This is a genomic window from Kitasatospora sp. NPDC058406 (genome assembly GCF_042722765.1).
Classification (GTDB): Bacteria; Actinomycetota; Actinomycetes; order Streptomycetales; family Streptomycetaceae; genus Kitasatospora.
The window spans coordinates 1-17,938 of the sequence record NZ_JBHXKE010000039.1 but is presented as its reverse complement, the minus strand read 5'-3'; the positions used below and the strand labels follow the sequence as shown (position 1 = coordinate 17,938).

Below are 17,938 nucleotides of genomic sequence, written 5' to 3'. Positions count from 1 at the left end.
GGAGCGGAACGAAGGCGAACGACCACGACCGGCGGGAAGCGGACCCGCCCCGCCCCGGCCCGGCCCGGCCTGACCTGGCCGGTGCCGGTCAGCCGGTCAGGCGGGCAGCCGGTCAGCCGGTCAGCCGGTCAGCCGGTCAGCCGATGAGCTTCACGCCCTTGCCGTCGAAGGTCAGCCGGAGGCCGTCCTCCTGCGGCGTGACCGCAGCCAGGTTCAGACCCGCCGGGAGCGAGGAGAGGGTGAAGCTCACCGGATCCAGCTTCTGGCTGGTCAGACCGGCCAGCACCGCGGCCATCCCGGTCAGCCGGAAACCCTCCGCCGTCACCGTGTTGCCCTGGTTGCGCACCGTGCCCTCGCCGACCGGGACCGGCCCGAACGCGGCCTTGATCTTGCCCGGGCCGCCGTACGAGAGGCTCAGCCGGGTGTTGCCGCCCAGCGAGAGCCCGGTCGCGTTCGGCACCAGCTGGGAGGCCGGCGGCAGGAGCTGGGAGAGGTCCGCGTAGGAGATCAGGCCGCTCCCCGTCCCGGTGTCCACGGTGGCGCTGCTCATGCTGTCGCTCACCTTGACGCCCGCCAGCTTCGCCTCGAACGAGTGCAGCGCCACCTGGTGGCTGCCGTCACCCACGGTCAGGCCGTCCGAGGAGATCCGCACGTCGTCCAGCTTCATCGACAGGACCTGGGTGAGGAACGGGAAGCCCCCGATCGACACGTCCGGCCGCTGGTTCATCCGGCCGCTCTTCAGCATCTGTTCGGCGGCCTCGTCCTCGGCCACCCCGACGGCGACCCGGTCCGCGCCCACCAGTGCTCCCGAGAGCACCACCAGGCCGATCGTCACCTTCAGCCAGCCGCGCATCGCTCTCCCCCGTCGTCGCCGGTCGCTGTCGTTCGAAGTCGGATCCGACCGCTCAGGGGCGGCCGCCCTCGCACGACCGTACGACGTCCCGCCCCGGGGCATGGTTCCGGGAACGGGACGCCGTACGGCGCGTGCCGGGCCCGGCCACCGGCCCGTGGTGGGGCGGGCGGCCGGACCGGCCGGGTCAGCCGGCGAGCAGTTCGGTGGCGATCCAGACCAGCGGCGCCGCCACCGCGAGCGGGAGCGCCACCCCCGCCGTCATGTGCACGAACCGGGACGGGAAGTCGTACCCGGCCACCCGGCGCCCGACCAGGGCACCGATCCCGGCCGCCGCACCCAGCGCGGGCGGCGCGCCCACGGCCAGGCCGAGGCCCACCGCCGCCAGCAGGCCGAGCACGGGGCCCAGCAGCTTCGGGCCGGGCAGCGGCGCCGCTGCCAGCAGGGTCGCCAGGGCGACGCCGCCGACCGCCGCCGGCACCCAGTCGGCCAGCAGCAGCGCGGTGCAGAGCACCGTCACCACCGTGGCCGAGCCGAGCACGGTGAGCGCGTAGAACCGCTCCTTCGGATCGGCGGGCCGGAACGTCTGCAGCACCAGGACCAGCAGGAAGAATCCGCCGAGGGTCCCGACCACCGCCCCCGTGCCGCCGTCCGTGTCGGCCAGCAGCACCGCCACGTCGGCGACCAGACCGGACAGCGCCGCCAGCGCGATGCCCTGGCGGGCCGGCCACATGCCGTTCAGCCGGAACCATCCGGCGGCCGTCAGCACCTGGAGCAGCGCCACCACCAGGGCCAGCGGCACCTGGCCGAGGGCCGCACCGGCGGCCAGCAGCGCGGCCGCACCGGCGGTGATCACGGCCGGCAGGAGGCCCGGGTCGATGATCGGCGAACCGGTCCGGGCGGACCCGGCCGGGACGGCCGACGGCACGGGGGCCGGGAACGGCTGCGCCGGCGGCCCCGGAACGGGCCCGGCCGGGGCCGCGTACGCGGTGGGCGGCGCCTGCCGTGCGGGCGGAGCCTGCCGTCCCGCCCGTGCCGCACGCGCCGCGCGGGCGGCCCGGGCGGTGGCCGGATCGGTCGGGGTGGGGGCCGGCGGGCGCTTCAGCGTCATGGTCGGCGAGTCGAAGGGCTGGGCCTGGGCTTCAGCCTCAGCCTGTGCGTGCGCCTGGGCCTGGGCGTGCGCCTGAGCCTGTGCCTGGGCGTGGGCGTGGGCGTGCGCCCCGGGCGTCGCGTCCGATGCCGGGACCGGCGGCAGGAGTGTGGTGGCCGCCGGGTCCTCCAACGGGGGCACCGGCGGAAGCAGGGCGGTCGCGGCGTCGTCCGCCGCACCCGCACCCGGCCCGGCACCGTACGGCGGTCGGCCGTACGGGTTCTGCCCGCCGTGGCCGTTCCGGGGCTGCTCGCCGTACGACTGCGGCGCGGACGGCTGCTGGCCGTAGGGCGGTGCGGGGGGCTGCTGACCGGGATGGCCACCGTAGGGCGCATGCCCCGCATCGGGGGCGTACGACTGAGCCGCAAGCCCCTGCTGCGCATACGGATCCGGCGCGTACGCCTGCTGCGGGGCGTACGGATAGGGCGGTTGCTGCGGCGGCGGCCCCTGCGGGTACTGCGGCTGCGGCGGCCCGTACGGATACTGCCGCTGCGGCCTGCTGTCCGGGGTGGGGTTGTTCGGCTCGGTCACGCCGCTCACCCGCCCGCGAACGGGGGGAGTACCTCGACCGTGCCGCCCTCGGTGAGGGTCACGGCCGCGTGGTCACGGCCGCCCACCGGCGAACCGTCCACCAGGTAGGAGCAGTGTCCGAGCAGCCCGACGAGCTTCGGCCGGTCCGCGTGCTGCTGCCGGACGGCCGCCAGTGCCTCGGCCAGGGTCGCCGCCCGGTACGGCTCCTCGGCCAGCCCGGCCTCCGACTTCGCCGCCGCCCAGTAGCGGATCGTCCCGCTCACCCGCGTGGCGCCGGCCGGGTCGTGATGCCCGGTGGTCGCGCCCATGGCAACCCCTTCTCGTCGTCCTCGCCCGGGCCCGGTACCCCGGCCGGGTCCACCACCGGAGCGCCCGCGCCCCACCCGAAAGGGGTACGCGCACGGTGCCGCCGATGTGCGTCCCATGATGGCCTGTTCGCCCGCACCACCGGCAACCGCCCTGGCCCGGCGCCCGCCGTCGGCCGGGCGAAGCTGTGGCCAGGCTCACCCGGGGCGCGCCCGAAAAGGCCGAACCGCCGGTTTCGAGCCCTCCCCCGGGCGGGGACCCGTCGGCTATCCTCGACCCCTGAGGGTCCGGGCAGAGTCGCCCCCGGATCCTTTTGTGCTTTCAGGACGCCAGTACGGACGTCCGTGCGAATCGTCGGCCCACCCCCGGCGTGCCGCAGGGACCGCCCCGCCACCAGCGGCACAACGACGTGCCGGGGCCAGGCCGGGGTGTCGGAACCCCGGCTCCGGGCCGCCACCCGGAACCGGACAGGACCGGAAGGTTCACGGATGAGCAAGGCAGAAACGGTGCATCGCGGGTTGCGGGACCCTCGACGCGCGCCCCGTTCCGCCGTGCGCGCCGACGACTGCTCCGGCTCCCCACCGGTGTCCGCCGCTTCCCCCACCCTCCCGCCGACCGCCGCCGCCCCTCGCGGGACGCGCTGCGCTCGGCACCTCCCCGAACGTGCGCCATCCGGCTGTGGCGGCAGCCGTAACGCGACCGCGACGACCCGGAAAGGGGACTACCGGGTATGAGTTCTCTGCTCCTCCTCACCAACGCGCTGCAGCCCTCCGCGGAGGTACTGCCCGCCCTCGGCCTGCTGCTGCACAACGTCCGGGTGGCTCCGGCCGAAGGGTCCGCCCTGGTCGACACCCCCAGTGCAGACGTCATCCTGGTCGACGGCCGGCGGGACCTGCCGCAGATCCGCAGCCTCTGCCAGCTGCTCCGCTCCACCGGCATCGGCTGCCCGCTGATCCTGGTGGTCACCGAGGGCGGCCTGGCCGCGGTCACCGCCGAGTGGGGCATCGACGACGTCCTGCTCGACACCGCCGGCCCCGCCGAGGTCGAGGCCCGGCTGCGCCTGGCCATGGGCCGCCTCCAGGTGGTCACCGACGACGGCCCGATGGAGATCCGCAACGGCGACCTGTCGGTCGACGAGGCCACCTACTCCGCCAAGCTCAAGGGCAGGGTGCTCGACCTCACCTTCAAGGAGTTCGAGCTGATCAAGTACCTCGCCCAGCACCCCGGCCGGGTCTTCACCCGGGCGCAGCTGCTGCAGGAGGTCTGGGGCTACGACTACTTCGGCGGCACCCGGACGGTCGACGTGCACGTCCGGCGGCTGCGCGCCAAGCTCGGCGTGGAACACGAAGGGCTGATCGGCACCGTGCGCAACGTCGGCTACCGCTTCGTCGTCCCCGAGAAGCCGGACAAGGGGGAGCGGCCCGAGACCGCTTCGCTGCGCTCCTCGGCCCCGTTGGAGGCCTGACCGGTCGGCCGGGCGGGAACACCCGCCCGGCCTGTCCGCATTCGCCCCGCGCTGTCCTCCGGGTACCGCCCGGTAGCCGCGGTCCCCTCTGCCCCGCGGCACGCCACACGCGTAGACTCCCCCCGTGGCCAAAGTGACGCGCGACGATGTAGCCCGACTGGCTGGTACCTCGACCGCGGTCGTCAGCTACGTCATCAACAACGGGCCGCGACCGGTCGCGCCCGCCACCCGGGAGAAGGTCCTCGCGGCGATCGAGCAGCTCGGCTACCGGCCGAACAGCGTCGCCCAGGCGATGGCCTCCCGCCGCACCAACCTGATCGGCATGGTCGTCCCGGACGCCCGTCAACCGTTCTTCGCCGAGATGGCGCACGCCGTCGAACGCGCCGCCTCCGAACGCGGCAAGCTGGTGCTGATCGGCAACTCCGACTACGTCGACGACCGCGAGGTCCACTACGTCCGGGCCTTCCTCGGCATGCGGGTCTCCGGCCTGATCCTGGTCAGCCAGGGGCCGTCCCAGCGGGCCGCCGAGGAGTTCGCCGCGATGGAGGGCGCGAAGGTCGTCCTGCTGCACCGCCGGCCCGAGGCCATCGACGACGTCGCGGTGGTCACCGACGACGTGGGCGGCGCCGAGGCCGTCGTCCGCCACCTCCTGGAGGTGCACGGACACTCGTACGTGGCCTGCTTCGGCGGCCCGGTGGAGTCCCCCGCCCCCGGCGACCCGGTCATCGACCACGTCGAGGGCTGGCAGCGCGCCATGGACGCGCACGGCCTGCCCACCGAGTCGCGCCTGATCGACGCGCCGTTCCACCGGTACGGCGCCTACGACGTCGCGCTCGGCCTGCTGGGCTCCCCGGACCGCCCGCCGGCGATCTTCTGCTCCACCGACGACCAGGCGATCGGCGTGCTGCGCGCCGCCCGCGAACTCGGCCTGCGGGTGCCCGAGGACCTCGCGGTGGCCGGCTTCGACGACGTGCCGGAGGCCGCGCTGGCCGACCCGCCGCTGACCACCGTCGCCTCCGACCGGGACGCGATGGCCCGGGCCGCAGTCGACCTGGTGCTGGACGACTCGCTGATGGTGCCCGGCTCGGACACCGAACGGGTCCGCAAGTTCCCGTCGCGCCTGGTCGTCCGGCGTTCCTGCGGCTGCTCGCCGGCCGGCCCCGCGAACTAGCCTGACCAGGCTTTATGAGAAGTCAACAGGCTTCTCGGGGCGTTCTGAGCGCACTCTCACCGGATTCTCATCCGGCGGGCGGACGTTGGTCGGCATGAGCGATCACGAGCAGTACCGCGGCGGCACGCAGGACGACGGCCCGTACGGGACCGCGTACGGACGGCAGGACCCGTACGGCGACGGGCTGCCGTACGGCCAGGGGGATCCGCAGGTCATCCCGGGCACCGTGCTCGGCAGCAGCACCCACCGGGACCCCGGGTACCCGGCCGCGGGCAGCCCGTCGGTCGGCACTCCGCCCCCTCCCCCGCCCGCAGGCCCTCCCGCACCCCCGGTCCCGCCGGTGCCCCCGGTGCCCCCGGTGCCGTCCGGGCACGGCGACGGCGCCCCGGCCTCCCACGGCGGCCGGGCCCGCCGCGGCCTGCTGCGCGGCAGGCTCACCCTGGTCACCGCCGTCGCCGCGGTCGCCGCCGTGCTCGGCGGGGTCACCGGCGGCGTGGTCGCCGCCCAGGAGCACGGCTCCGGCAGCCGCACCGGCACCGTCGCCAGCCCGGTCGCCGCCCGCTCCGACGGCGGCGCCGACGTCGCCGCCATCGCCGCGGCCGTCTCGCCCAGCGTCGTCCAGATCAGCGTCCAGGGCACCAACGGCACCGCCACCGGCACCGGCGTCGTGCTCACCGCAGGCGGCCAGATCCTCACCAACTACCACGTGGTCGCCGCTGCGGCCGCCGGCGGGCAGATCACCGTCACCTTCCACGACGGCTCCACCGCCCGCGCCACCCTCACCGGCTCCGACAAGAGCCTCGACGCCGCCGTGATCACCGCGAGCGGCGCCAAGAAGCTCACCCCGGCCGTCCTCGGCGACTCCTCCGCCGTCGCGGTCGGCGACCCGGTCGTCGCCATCGGCAACCCCGAGGGCCTCACCGGCACCGTCACCTCCGGCATCATCAGCGCCCAGCACCGCGAGGTCACCGTCCAGCTCGACGAGGGCACCACCAGCGGCAACGGCGGGTTCGGCTTCCCCGACCTGCCCGGACTGCGCGGCAGCGACCGGCCCACCGGCGGCGACACCACCACCTACCGGGCCTTCCAGACCGACGCCGCCCTCAACCCCGGCAACTCCGGCGGCCCCCTGATCAACGCGGGCGGGCAGGTCATCGGCATCAACTCGGCCATGTACTCGCCCAGCGGTGCCGGCGCCACGGCCGGGGGCAGCGGCGCCGGCAGCGTCGGTCTCGGCTTCGCCATCCCGATCGACGACATCAAGCAGGTGCTGCCCAAGCTGCAGTCCGGCCAGAACGTCTGACGACGCCCGACAATTGACCCGAGCAGGTCCTCCGAGCACGGCCCTGCGACCACCGCGCCCTCAGGCCCAGAGAAAGGGCAACCGCCCATGACCCCGTCCGTTGACGACCGCACCTCCGCCGAGCCCGGGCAGCAGCCCACCGCCCGGCTCCTCGTGGTCGACGACGAACCCGCCCTCCGGGACGCGCTGGAGAGCAGCCTCGCCTTCGAGGGCTACGAGGTCTCCACCGCCACCGACGGGTACGAGGCGCTGGAGTCCGTCGAACGCGACCGGCCGGACCTCGTCCTGCTCGACATCATGATGCCCCGGATGGACGGCCTCACCGCCGTCCGCCGGATGCGCTCGCGCGGCGACACCGTCCCGGTGCTGATGCTCACCGCCCGGGACGCCGTCGGCGACCGGGTCACCGGCCTCGACGTCGGCGCCGACGACTACCTCGCCAAGCCCTTCGAACTGGACGAACTCCTCGCCCGGGTCCGCGCGCTGCTCCGCCGCAACGCCCTCGCCGGCGAGGCCGCCGCCCGGGCCGCCGCGGTCGAGGAGGAGGGCGACGTCCTGGCCTTCGCCGACCTCCGGATGAACACCGCGACCCGCGAGGTCACCCGGGCCGGCCGGCCGGTCGAACTGACCCGCACCGAGTTCATGCTGCTGGAGATGTTCCTCGCCCACCCCCGGCAGGTGCTCACCCGCGAACAGATCCTCAAGGCGGTCTGGGGCTTCGACTTCGAGCCCTCCTCCAACTCGCTGGACGTGTACGTGATGTACCTGCGCCGCAAGACCGAGCAGGGCGGCCTGCCCCGGCTCGTCCAGACCGTCCGCGGAGTCGGATACGCGCTCCGCCCGGCCGCCGGCACGCTCACGTGACCCCCGCCGTCCCACCACCCCCACTCGCCCCGCCGCGCGTCCCGCACCGCACCCGGCAACGCCTCCACACCTGGTACCGGGCCCGCTCACTGCGCAGCCGCCTCACCTTCCTGACAGCGGCGGCGGTCGCGGTGGCCATCGCCGCCTCGGCGCTGGCCTGCTGGTTCATCGTGGAGCAGAAGCTCTACGGCCAGGTCAGGGAGAACCTCTCCCGCGCCATGGACGTACCCCCGCCGGAACCGCCCGACCCGACGCTCCAGCGCAGCTGGCTCGGGTACTGCGCCGCGTCGCCCCCGGACGCCCAGGCCAAGGCGGAGGCCGCGGCGAAGATCCGCGACAGGCTCTCGACCCACCTCGTCGGCAACAACCCGCCCCGGGGAGCCGGCCAGTTCACGACCGAGCTCTACGGGAAGAACGGCACCGTCTGCCTCACCTCCGGTTCGGTGCCGAAGGCGGTCGAGGTCAAGGCCGGCGACCTCGTCGGCACCCTGTCCAAGGAATTCGTCTACCGGGACGGCCGCTACCTCGACGGCACCCCGGCCATGGTCCGCGTCAACCTGCTCGCCGACCCGTCGACCGGGGACCGCTACGCCTACCTCACCGCCGCCCCCGTCGACGGGATCGAGCGTGATCTCCGCCAACTCGCCTTCGTCCTCGGCGGAGTGGCCGTCGGCGGCGTCATCCTGGCCGGGCTCGCCGGCCGGCTCGTGGCCCGCTCCGCGCTCAAGCCGGTCGACCGGCTCAGCGACGCCGTGGAGCACATCGCCCGCACCGAGGAGGTCGGCACCACCATCCCGGTGCACGGGGAGGACGAGATCGCCCGGCTCTCCACCTCCTTCAACTCGATGAGCACCGCGCTGGCCAACTCCCGCGAGCGGCAGACCCGGCTGATCGCCGACGCCGGGCACGAGCTCCGCACCCCGCTCACCTCGCTGCGCACCAACGTCGACCTGCTCATCCGCAGCGACGACACCGGCCGCCCGCTGCCGCCCGCCACGAAGACCAAGCTGCTGGGCAACATGAAGGCCCAGATGCAGGAACTCACCGCCCTGATCGGCGACCTGCTCCAGCTGTCCCGTCCGGACTCCCCCAAGCCCGGCGGGAACCTCGCCGTGGTCGCGCTGCACGAGATCGCCGAACGCGCCGTCGCCCGCGCCAGGTTGCGCGGCCCCGGGCTGGTCTTCGAGACCGACGTCGCGCCCTGGTTCGTGCACGCCGACGCCGCGGCCCTCGAACGCGCCGTGATCAATCTGCTGGACAACGCGGTCAAGTACAGCCCGCCCGGCGGAGCCGTCGACGTCCGCCTCCAGCAGGGCGTACTGACCGTCCGCGACCACGGTCCCGGCATCCCGCCGGACGAACTGCCCTACGTCTTCGACCGGTTCTGGCGCTCGCCGTCCTCGCGCCAGCTCCCGGGCTCCGGGCTGGGGCTGTCAATCGTGGCGCAGAGCGTCCGGGAGGCCGGCGGCGAGGTGTCGCTCGGCCCGGCCCCGGACGGCGGCCCGGGCACGCTCGCCACCGTCCGGATGCCCGGCGGGCCGACCAGGGCCTGAGCCCGGGTGCCGCCCCGGAAGCCGCGCGCGACAGGCGGCGGGCGTCGGGCAACAGGCCCGGAAGACACAGAGGGGCGGGGGGCCCCCCCCGCCCCCCCCCCCGCCGCGGGGGGGCGGCGGCCCGCGCCCCGCCCCCCCCACTGCTCTGTCGTCCTTCGTCGCGCGGGTACTCCCCCGCTACCTTCCGTTCAGAGCTGGAGAGCCTCGAGGTGGTCCACCGGCCTGGTGTCCGCGACGATGACGCCGCGGAACTGGGAGTCGATGATCACGTGCAGGCCCGACTTGCGCAGGATGGCGGTGAGAGCCGTCTCCAAGCTCTCGCCAGCGGATCGGGTGAAGTGGTCGACGGTGTCGCCGAGGTCGCAATCGTCTTCCAGCGCGGTCAGTTCCGCACTGGGTCGCCATTCGACCGCGACGGATCCGGCCGGCCAGGAGGCGGCTGCCGACGGCAGCAGGGTGACGACGATGCCGGGGACGCCGCGGCCGGTGCTGATGGGCAGACCCAGCAATCCCAGGACCCGCTTCAGCCTGGGCAGGATCCGCTCGGTGCGCAGGTCACCACGCAGAGCGTCGGCCTCCCCACTCATGCCCATGACCTCGGCGAGGTCGAGCAGCGCCGCGCGGCTCTTCGGTGCCAGCAGGACATCGTCGGCGGGGGCCGGCTGGGGTGAGGTCATCAGGCTTCTCTCTTCGGGACTGGTGCTCTTGCGGGTAATCAGGACGGATCGACCCGTCTCAGGCCGATGTTCGGTGCTGTACGGCAGCCGCGAGCGCTTCCGCGTGCAGGGGGTGGTGCTGGAGCTCATCCAGAACGATGCGCGCGACCTCGGCCGGGACTCTGCTGCGGAATCCCTTGACGTCACGCTCGTAGGGCCCGCTTCTCCGGTCGAGCCGATGGCCGGCCTTGACGGTCCTGCGGATCGCCACGCCGACGCGGTGGCTCCCCTTCGGCTCGTCCGGGAAGAGCAGGGCACCGAGAGCGGCCGAAGTCGTCCACACGCCCGGCGTGCTGCACAGCTGACGGACGACGACCACGACGTCCAGGACCTCCGGCAGCTCGCGGACCCAGCTGCGCACATCGTCCTCGGTCCACGGCCCGTTGTAGCTGTCATCCGGGTCGCGCCAGACCTCGCTATCGACCAGGAGCGAGGGCTTGGTCCGGAACTTGTCCAGCCCGAACGCCTCCCTCACCACCCGGTCGATCTCCCCGTAACTGTCCTGCTCGGTATCGAACTCGATCGTCACCTTCACGTCGCCCTGCTGCTCCCCTCATGCCAGCGGTGTCACCGCCCGCAGCGCAGTCGGCGCCCCGCATAGGGTGGTCGCACCGGCACGCTGTCTGCCCTGCATGGCTCTGGAGCGACGCTATCGGCACCGGTCGGCCCGGCGGGGCCGATTGACAACTCGTCCGTCTGATCCGGACTCTGCGCCAGCACACGGAACGGCCGGGACGGCCCGGAGGCCGCCGGACGGGTCTGGCCGTCAACTTTCCCGTACCAGTGGCGCGGCGCGTCGTCGGCTACGACAGGACCGCCACCATCCGGAGCTCACGGCGGCCTGGCAACTTGGCCGGGTCTTCCCGCATCTCTTGCCTGAAGGGGAGTTCGTCCTCTTCGTTCGGCTTGCACAGCGGGCCTTGGAACGGTCCGCAGCCCTTCCCACCAGGTAGATGCCCACTTCGACCGCAGGGCTCGGGGTAAGAGATTCTTACCCCGAGCCACCGTCGTAGGGTGCGCATGCAGCTGCGCTGCTCGGCGACCTGGCCTCAGTGAGGAGGACAAACCGGATCGCCTGGGCGTGAACGATGCGATCGAGTCGGCCGAGCCACTGCAGCCCAAACCGCGCCTGCCTCCCGCGGATCTCCGACCCCTTCCCCTGACGAGATCGAAGCCGCCTGCACACCCGCCGGCGGTTGGACCCGGGACCAGCTCGCGGCCTGGGGCGTGCCGTGGCCGCCGCCCAAGGGCTGGAAGAAGGAGCTCGCCGACCGCTGGCAGGCCGAGCAGAACTCCGCCGACTGACCGCGGACCGGCGCCCCCCACGGCCCGGCGTCAAATTCCCGTGCTGCACGACGGGCCGAACCTCTACGGTGACGGGGTGACGACTCCGTGGACCCCACTGCCCTACCGCGACGGCGCCGCCGCTCCCCTGCGCGAGGACGTCCCCGCCGCCATGGAGACACCGCTGCGGGAGTGGATCCACTCCGCCGTGCTGCGCCATGGCGGGGAGGTCTGGCGGAGGGTCGCAATCCGCTGCGACCTGGTCCTGGACACGGAGGACGGCTTCGACGAGCCCGACGTCGACTACCCAGAGCGCCTCGCCTACTGGGCGCCGACGGAGCAGCTGCTGGAGGTGACCGACGCCCTGCTGGATCTGCTGCCGGTCCCGGCGCCGACCGTCGTTCCCGCCCGGCCGGTCGTCCCGACCGGGAATGTACCAAAGCCGGGTGTGCTGATATCGCTGATGGCCGGGATGAGCATGGTGGCCTCCCAGCAGGGGGCAGTGAGTCGTAGGCCGCTGCAGCAGCTGCTGGACGACGCACGCTCGCGCTACACGGTCCGCGGTGATGGCCGCGCCCTGGTCGCGCGGATCGACCCGGCAGTCGCGCGCACCCTGCGGGCCGCAGCCCAGAGCGCGGAGCGGCCGGAGCGGGGGTCGGCCTCGGAACACCTGCACGAAGCCGTCACCCGGGCGTACGCCCTCACCCCGGATCCGGTGACGGCATACAGCGAGGCGATCAAGGCGGTGGAGTCGGCGGCCCACGCCACCTTGGACCCCAAACGCGACCGGGCGACGCTCGGCACGATGCTCGGCGAGATGCCGAAGATCGCGCACAAGCTGGTCTTCGACATCGAGGGCGCCGACCCGCAGGAGGGCGTCGAGATGGTGCGCCGGATGATGAAGATGCTGTGGGACGGCCAGACCAGCCGCCACGGCAAGCAGCGACCCACCCGCAAGGAGACGCCGGCCGAGGCGAAGGTCGCGGCCCACCTCGCCGCTGTCCTGGTGCAGTACTTCTCCTCCGGGGCGATACGCCGGGCCTGAGGCGGACCGGTCGAGTCCGGCGGATCGCCGGTTCGAGGACACGTTCGGTGGCGGTCCCGCTACGGTGGCCGGGCCCGGGCGGCCCTGTCCGGACCCCATTGCGGCGGGCGCAGTGTGTACGAGCCGGACGAGGGCGGCCGGTGGACCTGGGTCCGGGATCTGCCCTGGGAGGCGCTGTGAGGGCGGGGACGGGCTGACGTTTGGTCACTCGAACACGTGCTCGAATAATGGGGGTGTGACCGCCGACGTGCCCTTCTCCCGCCCCCACCGCTCGCCCGAGCGGCCGGGCGACGCCGTGTGGGCGCCGCGGGAGCTGATGACACTGCCCGGCACCTCCCGGGACGTGCGCAGGTGGCGGTTGGTGGAGATCCGGCTGGGCGGGCGGTGGCGGCCCGGGCTGCTCACGGTGTGGCGGCTCCCGCCCGGCAGTGCGGGCTGGGTGGTCCACGTGCGGTGGGACGACGACGCGACCGCATCCGAGGGACAGGCCTGGGGCTGGTTCCTCTACGACGAGGAGACGGTGCGCCCGCTGCCCGAGCCCGGCGACCGGCCGCCTGCCCGGGCGCCGTTCCACGGGGTGTGGCGCGATGCGCTCACGGTGCCGTCCGAGCTCGCGGGCGCGCCCGACCCGGAGGGTGCGGACCGGTGCTGGCGTCTGGCGTGGGTGCGGACCGGCGGTGCCTGGCGCTCGGGCCTGGTCACCGCGCGCCGCCGCCCGGGCCCGGACGTGCCGTGGATCGCCCACGCGCGCTGGGGCGAGGACAGGCAGAGCGCCTGGCTGCTCTACGACCCGGCCGCGGTGCGGATCCTGCCCCACACCGAGCCCGGCGACGGCCCGGGCACGTCCACCGACCCCGCCGGCCCGGTAGAGGCCGTCCCGGCCGGCGACCGCGCACACACGGCGCCGGGAGCGGCCGGATGAGGAACGCCACCGCCCCGGACATCTCCGCGCCGGGTCCGGTACTGCCCGTGCCCGACCCGGGGGAGGAGCGCGGGTTCAGGCTGGCGAACCTGCTGGAGGAGACCAGCCCGGCCGCCCGCCGCGCGCGCGTCGAGGCCGCGACCCGCCCGGTCCTGCCCGCCCTTCAGCCGCTGCTGCCCGACGGCCGGCTGCCCAAGGGCGCCGTCATCGAGGTCGCCGGCGACACGGGCCTGCTCCTCGCCCTGGCCGCGGGGCCCGCGGCCGCGGCCCCCACCGTGTGGACCGCCGCCATCGCCATGCCCACCCTCGGCCTGGCCGCCGCCCGCGGCTACGGCCTGCCCTGGGAACGCCTCCTCGTCGCCGACACCCCCGGAGACCGGTGGAGCGAGGTCGCCTCCGTCCTGGCCGGCGCCTGCGAAATCATCCTCCTCGACCCACCCCTCCCGCCCCGACCCCGCGAGCTCAAGCGACTGGAAGCCCGCCTCCGCACCACCGGCACCACCCTGCTCACCACCACCCCCTGGCCCAGCGCCGCCCTACGCCTGACCACCACCACCCCGACCTGGCACGGACTCGGCGACGGCCACGGCGCCCTACGCTCCCGCACCATCGACGCCCACTGCACCGGCCGCGGCCGCGCCACCCGCCCCCGCACCACCCGCCTGCTGCTCCCCGACGAGAACGGCTCGGTGAGCGCGGCGCCGGCGGCGGCCGCCACCGGGACGGTGCCGGCGACCGGTACGGCCGCGACCGGGTAGCGGTCCGGGACGACGCTTCCTGGCGCCGCGGGGCCGGGCGGGGAGGCGGCGTCCCGCGTCCGGCGGCGGGGGGATGCGAGGGTCATCACTCGGTAGGCGGATTGACACCTTCCGTAACTTTCTGCCACTCGTGGCTAAACGCTCACGCCTTCAACGGGGAAAACTGTCACTAGGCGTCATGCCTCCCACACGCACCGACAGTTTCCGAGCGCGAGAGGTCCGCAGTGAACACCCTGCCCTGCCCCGTCCGACCCGAGCACACCGCCGCAGCCGACCACGCCCGACCCGCCGGCGACCACCCCGGTGCGGCCGGACGCCACCGGTCGGCCCGCGGCCCGGCGGCCGCCGCGTGAACCGCGTCCCGGCCGAGAACGGCGGCGACCCCCCGCTCCTGCTCCCCATAGAGTTCGATGCCTTCTTCGAGCTCTACCACCAGCGCTACCTGGACTACGCCCGAGCCCAGCTGACGCTGTGCGAGCTTGAGCAGATCCAGGACCTCGTCGAGGACGTCCTCGCCCACCTCGGCTCCGACTGGGACGGCGTCCTCCAGCGCCCCAACCCCACGAACTACGCCTGGGGCATGCTCCGCTTCGCCGTCGAGCACGAGCGCCGCCAGCGCGGCGAGGTCCTCGTACTGGTCGAGAAGGCCGTCTTCATGGATGCCGCCAACCGCGCCACGCGCCCCGTCTTCGAAGCGCTGGAGGACGGCCTCGGCATCTACCACGCCATCAGCGCCCTGCCCGAGCGCCAGTACGACGCGCTGCTGTTCAACCGCTTCCTCGAATACAGCACCGCCGAGACCGCCGACGTCATGGGCATCAGCCCCGGCACCGTCCGCGTCCTCATCCACCAGGCCCACAGCAAGCTCCGCGAGCGCTCGCTGCTCTCCGCCTCAGAGACCGACGAGGAGTAGACCGGTGAACACCGAACTCGACCACCTTGCCTCCACCGCCGCCCCCTACGCCCGCTTCACCGGCTACGACCCGGCCGCCGGACGCCGCCGGATCGCCGCGAAGATCGCCGCACTCAAACGCGCCGCCGACCAGCCCGCGGACACCACCCCCACGAGCCCGGCCGAACGCCCCGAACACGCCGTCGACGAGCAGGGCCTGACCTTCCAGCAACACGCCGAACGCGACCTGCGCAACCTATCCACCTGCGTCATCAACGAGGCGTCCGCCCCCGGCCGCCTCCACGCGATGGCCGACACCAGCGACTTCGACCCCAAGGGCGGCCTCGTCTTCGCCGCCCTGCTCTACCTCAGCGGACACCCCCGCCACGCCCAGTTCTGGTTCCAGTTCGCCGCCGGCTCCGGCGAGAGCACCGCCGCCTACGGCCTCTACCTCCACCACGCCGCCCTCGGCGAACTGCGCGCCGCCGAGCACTGGTACCACGAGACCGCCAAGCTCACGGACCAGAACGTCCACGACCGGCCCACCACCCCCGCCCCCGCACCGGCGCCACCCAGCCTCCCCCCGGTCGACGTCTACCTCTTCAACACCCCCTGGCACAGCGCGGCCATGCGCCTGCCCGACGACACCACCGACCTCCACCACCCCGACCAGGCGCTGCGCCGCGCGGTCGACCACCTCGACACGGTCCGCGAGGACGACCGGTTCGGCACGTTCGTGCTGCCTACCGAGACCATCGCCGAGCAACTCCACGACCTGGTCTGCCCCTAGCCGGCCCGCGGAGACCGGGCCGACCAGCCGTCAGCGACCAGAAACGAGCTCCCATACTGCATCTGGTGATCAGTCAGTTACGGTGCGTCGTTCTCGTGTGGTTTCTCCGGCGTGGCCTCGGTGCGGGCGTCGGCCAGGTCGGCGAGCTCGGCCAGGCGGCCGCGGATCTCGACCACCGCCCGCACCGGTAGCACCGGGCCGGTGTCCCCCGCGTGGGACAGGCCGGGGCCGGCCTCGCGGTCGACGACGTCCTCGACCGCCTCGGCGACGGCCGCCAGGCCCAGCAGCCGGTAGGCGGTGGAGCGGGAGATCCCGAACTTCGCCGCCGCGTAGCCGACCCGCGACGAGCACTTCAAGGCGATCCACGCCCGGGTCGGGTGGGCGGCGTGTACCCGGGCGGCCAGCAGCAGGGCGGTGGAGCGGACCTCCCTCGGCCGCCGGGCGCAGCTCACCGGTCGGCCGCCGTGCCTCGGCCTCGCTGGCCGGGGCGCCGGTTCCTGGTGCGGCTGTTCTTCCTCACCTTCCTCGCCCCTGCCGGCGGGCAGGGGCGCCCGTGCCTGTTGGGCCCGAAGCGCAAGTTGGGTCCGCCGGAGCCTGCCGGCAATCAGATCGTGGGCAAGGTCTACTGCGACGAGGAGAACACGTTCATGTGATATCAGTCACAGATTCGGGCTTGATCGTGAAACGCTCCGCATGTTTCACGGCATGCCCTGAGCAGCAGATTTAGCGCTTTGAACTGCGCAAATGCGCGGCTCCTCGTGGCACCCGGTTTTGTCGGTCCTCCGTGGTATCTCACCCGGCGGCTTTCTCACCGGTCGGGGTCGAGGGGCGGCGGAACTGTCGGGACTGGCGGATAGCCTCCTCGTACCTCGTGAGAGGAGCTCACCGGCCAACGCCCTAGGAAAGCCAGGCCGGCGAGCTCCCTCTCCGCGAGGCCGTCCGCATCGATTCAGGAGGCCAACGCTCGTGAACAGTAACTCACCAGGGTCTGACAGCCGTGGCTGGTTCGGTCGCCGCCGGACCCTCTGGGCCGCGTTCTACGCCGCCGTCACCGGGGCGGTTGTTCTCGGTGTCGTGGATCAGGGAACGGCGTCGCTCGCGCTGGCCACCGCGGCCGGCCCGCTCGGGATGACGGCCGCGGCAGCAACCCGCAGGTAGCCCGGTTGAGGGCGGCGCCCGGGCGCCGCCCTCAACCGGTCAGCGTGCGCGCCAAGCGGCTGTCTCCGGCCGGCGTCCTGCGGCACGGCGGAGCCGCCGCGGCCGGAGCTACCGCGGGCCGGCGGAGCGGCCGGTCTCGGTGGCGGCGTCCATCGTCGCGGTGATGACGGGCAGCTCGCGTGTCAGGTCGTTCAGCACGGTGCGGGGCAAGGCCGCGGCGAGTGCGCAGACCGTGATCAGCGCGATCCGCTCGCCGGTCGACAGCTCCGGCAGTCCGTCGGCGAGGACGCTGCCGGTGACGACGCCGGCGCCGGGGTCGTACGCCAGCTCCTCGTCCAGTAGTCCCTCGCCGCCCGGGACGATCTCCCGGCCGGCGGCCTGTTCGACGGCGTCGGCCGCCCGCTCCAGCACGGTGCGGTGCCCGGGCCGCGTCTGCCGGGCCGCGAGCTCGCGCACCCACCCCGCCGCCTTCCGGCCGGCCCCTCCCGCCGCGGCGATCAGGTCGTTCACCGCATGCTGCTGATCCTGGTCCTCGTCCTCGGCGGCCGGCTCGGCGGCCACCGGTAGGGCGGTCGTGTTCGTCATGACCGGTAAACCCTTCCGCCCGTCCTCCGGTCACGCCAGCCGGTGACAGATTGTCAGCCATGAGTGATCATTGCGGCCGTCCGGCCCGGCGCCCGCTGTCCCCGCCGTCCTCGCACCTGCAGGGGGCGGTCGAGGGGCCTCCCGCCGAGCGTCTGCTGCCCGCCGAGCGCCTGGACCCGTTCGCTGTCCCGGCCGCCCCGGTGCCCGCCACCCGCTCCGCGAGCGGCGGGCGGCGGCTGCTGGGAGAGGGTGGTATCTCCTACGTCACCGGCCCCGCCGAGGACTGACCAGGCTCCCGGCGCGGACGCTCCGACGGCCGGCCCCGCCGCGCGCGCACGGCCCCACCGCATGAGCGCTGTCCGCGGGGCCGGGCGGAAGCCGGGCGTTCGGCTGCGGCAGTCGCGACGACCCGGCTACGTTGCTGGATGCCCCAGCAACGAGGAGGTGGGCGGGATGGAGTTCCCGACGCGCACGGCTCTGACAGGACTCGGCCCGGCGGAGGGCTTGTATTTCAATTACTGCTTGCTCTGGTGGAGTTGGTGGGATGGTGGACCATGCCTGTGCGTCCGCCCATCACCGCGTTACGGGCCAAGTT

19 protein-coding genes are annotated in these 17,938 nt (G+C 73.7%); 12 read left to right on the top strand and 7 right to left on the bottom strand.

Translation table 11 applies throughout. The features are described 5' to 3' along the window. Window positions 1-136: 136 nt before the first annotated feature. From ACFWOG_RS10745 to ACFWOG_RS10735, 3 genes are all read right to left on the bottom strand, one after another. On the bottom strand, window positions 137-853 hold the full coding sequence (locus ACFWOG_RS10745) for a DUF2993 domain-containing protein (protein ID WP_329950621.1): 717 nt from the start codon (window positions 851-853) through the stop codon (window positions 137-139). Window positions 854-1,037: 184 nt separating this feature from the next. After that, window positions 1,038-2,531 (bottom strand): hypothetical protein, encoded by a 1,494-nt coding sequence (locus tag ACFWOG_RS10740; protein WP_380356849.1) that lies wholly within the window; start codon window positions 2,529-2,531, stop codon window positions 1,038-1,040. 5 nt (window positions 2,532-2,536) lie between these two features. After that, entirely contained in the window at window positions 2,537-2,839 is a 303-nt protein-coding gene (locus ACFWOG_RS10735; protein WP_380356846.1) for a MoaD/ThiS family protein, read from the bottom strand. Between the two features lie 728 nt (window positions 2,840-3,567). Between ACFWOG_RS10735 and ACFWOG_RS10730 the strand changes: the two genes are divergently transcribed. From ACFWOG_RS10730 to ACFWOG_RS10710, 5 genes are all read left to right on the top strand, one after another. Next, window positions 3,568-4,302, top strand: coding sequence for a response regulator transcription factor (locus ACFWOG_RS10730; protein WP_329950624.1), 735 nt, complete (start codon window positions 3,568-3,570; stop codon window positions 4,300-4,302). Between the two features lie 124 nt (window positions 4,303-4,426). Further along, window positions 4,427-5,473 carry a LacI family DNA-binding transcriptional regulator gene (locus ACFWOG_RS10725; protein WP_329950625.1) on the top strand — a complete coding sequence of 349 codons (1,047 nt, stop codon included), beginning with the start codon at window positions 4,427-4,429 and terminating at the stop codon, window positions 5,471-5,473. 94 nt (window positions 5,474-5,567) lie between these two features. Further along, window positions 5,568-6,776 carry a S1C family serine protease gene (locus ACFWOG_RS10720; protein ID WP_380356842.1) on the top strand — a complete coding sequence of 403 codons (1,209 nt, stop codon included), beginning with the start codon at window positions 5,568-5,570 and terminating at the stop codon, window positions 6,774-6,776. Between the two features lie 87 nt (window positions 6,777-6,863). Next, a complete protein-coding gene (locus ACFWOG_RS10715; RefSeq protein WP_329950627.1) occupies window positions 6,864-7,640 on the top strand; it encodes a response regulator transcription factor in 777 nt (258 codons plus the stop codon). Continuing rightward, window positions 7,637-9,193, top strand: a complete 1,557-nt coding sequence (locus ACFWOG_RS10710; protein WP_380356840.1) for a sensor histidine kinase — start codon at window positions 7,637-7,639, stop codon at window positions 9,191-9,193. Before ACFWOG_RS10715 ends, ACFWOG_RS10710 begins: the two co-directional genes overlap by 4 nt. 188 nt (window positions 9,194-9,381) lie before the next feature. On the opposite strand, the gene ACFWOG_RS10705 is transcribed toward ACFWOG_RS10710, so the two are convergent. Together ACFWOG_RS10705 and ACFWOG_RS10700 are read right to left on the bottom strand one after the other, a co-directional pair. After that, window positions 9,382-9,870, bottom strand: coding sequence for a hypothetical protein (locus ACFWOG_RS10705; RefSeq protein WP_380356838.1), 489 nt, complete (start codon window positions 9,868-9,870; stop codon window positions 9,382-9,384). Window positions 9,871-9,928: 58 nt separating this feature from the next. Continuing rightward, the gene (locus ACFWOG_RS10700) at window positions 9,929-10,444 is read right to left on the bottom strand and encodes a hypothetical protein (RefSeq protein WP_380356835.1); all 516 of its coding nucleotides are present in this window, start codon (window positions 10,442-10,444) and stop codon (window positions 9,929-9,931) included. An 846-nt stretch (window positions 10,445-11,290) separates the two neighbouring features. On the opposite strand from ACFWOG_RS10700, the gene ACFWOG_RS10695 reads away from it, so the two are divergent. The 5 genes from ACFWOG_RS10695 to ACFWOG_RS10675 all read left to right on the top strand — a co-directional run bounded on the left by ACFWOG_RS10695 (window position 11,291) and on the right by ACFWOG_RS10675 (window position 15,600). After that, complete coding sequence (locus ACFWOG_RS10695; RefSeq protein ID WP_380356833.1) at window positions 11,291-12,238, top strand: hypothetical protein; 948 nt, start codon at window positions 11,291-11,293, stop codon at window positions 12,236-12,238. Window positions 12,239-12,473: 235 nt separating this feature from the next. After that, window positions 12,474-13,160 carry a hypothetical protein gene (locus ACFWOG_RS10690; RefSeq protein ID WP_380356831.1) on the top strand — a complete coding sequence of 229 codons (687 nt, stop codon included), beginning with the start codon at window positions 12,474-12,476 and terminating at the stop codon, window positions 13,158-13,160. Beyond that, window positions 13,157-13,918: a hypothetical protein gene (locus ACFWOG_RS10685; protein WP_380356829.1), complete on the top strand. Its 762-nt coding sequence runs from the start codon at window positions 13,157-13,159 to the stop codon at window positions 13,916-13,918. The genes ACFWOG_RS10690 and ACFWOG_RS10685 overlap by 4 nt, the downstream gene beginning before the upstream one ends. Before the next feature lie 349 nt (window positions 13,919-14,267). After that, window positions 14,268-14,831 carry an RNA polymerase sigma factor gene (locus ACFWOG_RS10680; RefSeq protein WP_380356827.1) on the top strand — a complete coding sequence of 188 codons (564 nt, stop codon included), beginning with the start codon at window positions 14,268-14,270 and terminating at the stop codon, window positions 14,829-14,831. A gap of 4 nt (window positions 14,832-14,835) precedes the next feature. Further along, complete coding sequence (locus ACFWOG_RS10675) at window positions 14,836-15,600, top strand: hypothetical protein (RefSeq protein WP_380356824.1); 765 nt, start codon at window positions 14,836-14,838, stop codon at window positions 15,598-15,600. Between the two features lie 77 nt (window positions 15,601-15,677). Here ACFWOG_RS10675 and ACFWOG_RS10670 read toward each other — a convergent pair whose 3' ends face one another. Beyond that, the gene (locus ACFWOG_RS10670; RefSeq protein ID WP_380356821.1) at window positions 15,678-16,052 is read right to left on the bottom strand and encodes a hypothetical protein; all 375 of its coding nucleotides are present in this window, start codon (window positions 16,050-16,052) and stop codon (window positions 15,678-15,680) included. Between the two features lie 12 nt (window positions 16,053-16,064). On the opposite strand from ACFWOG_RS10670, the gene ACFWOG_RS10665 reads away from it, so the two are divergent. Further along, window positions 16,065-16,253, top strand: a complete 189-nt coding sequence (locus ACFWOG_RS10665) for a hypothetical protein (RefSeq protein WP_380356818.1) — start codon at window positions 16,065-16,067, stop codon at window positions 16,251-16,253. Between the two features lie 613 nt (window positions 16,254-16,866). On the opposite strand, the gene ACFWOG_RS10660 is transcribed toward ACFWOG_RS10665, so the two are convergent. Continuing rightward, complete coding sequence (locus tag ACFWOG_RS10660; protein ID WP_380356816.1) at window positions 16,867-17,343, bottom strand: hypothetical protein; 477 nt, start codon at window positions 17,341-17,343, stop codon at window positions 16,867-16,869. Window positions 17,344-17,402: 59 nt separating this feature from the next. Between ACFWOG_RS10660 and ACFWOG_RS10655 the strand changes: the two genes are divergently transcribed. Further along, on the top strand, window positions 17,403-17,630 hold the full coding sequence (locus ACFWOG_RS10655; RefSeq protein ID WP_380356813.1) for a hypothetical protein: 228 nt from the start codon (window positions 17,403-17,405) through the stop codon (window positions 17,628-17,630). Window positions 17,631-17,938: the final 308 nt, after the last annotated feature.